1 protein-coding gene is annotated in these 582 nt (G+C 79.4%); it reads left to right on the top strand.

Annotation, left to right across the window (positions count from 1 at the left end):
• Positions 1 to 582: hypothetical protein (locus ACWJ6R_RS37770; protein WP_449066773.1), on the top strand; the 582-nt coding region annotated here is incomplete at both ends.

A 582-nucleotide genomic window follows, 5' to 3' on the forward strand; every position in this document is an offset into this window, starting at 1 on the left:
GAGGCCGCCGCCGTGCCTGCCCCGGCCGCCGCAGCTCACCGCGGCGCCCCGCCTCACCCGGGGTCCCTTCGCGACCCAGGAGTTCTCCGCCACCCCGCAGACGCCCGTCACCCCGCAGACGCCCGCCGCCGGCGGGCTCCCCGTGCGCCCCTCCGTGCCCGAGACCACCGTGGCGGCCGGGCTCGCGCCGGTTCCGACCTCCGAGTTCCCCTCGGTCACGGCCCCCGTCGCCCGCATCGAGGAGGCGGTCTCCGCCGAGCGGCCCCGCCTTCCCTACCAGGGCAGGCGCCGCCTCCGGGAACGCCCGGTGGTGGAGTCCTCGACCTTCGTCCAGGACGCGCCGCTGCGGGGCCGCCGCCACCGCAGAGCGGAGTCCTCGACCTTCGTCCAGGACGCACCGCTGCGGGGCCGCCGCCACCGTCGGACCGAGCCGGCCGTCAGCACGACCATCCCGGCCGCCGCCCTGCCCGTCGAGCGCGGCGACCTCCTGGCCCCCACCGGCCCGGACCTCCTCGACGTCCCGCTGCCCGGCGGGTCCGGAGCGGGCGCGGCGGCGGAACGTCAGCGCTTGACGCTCGGCCA

The organism is Planomonospora algeriensis (genome assembly GCF_977012225.1).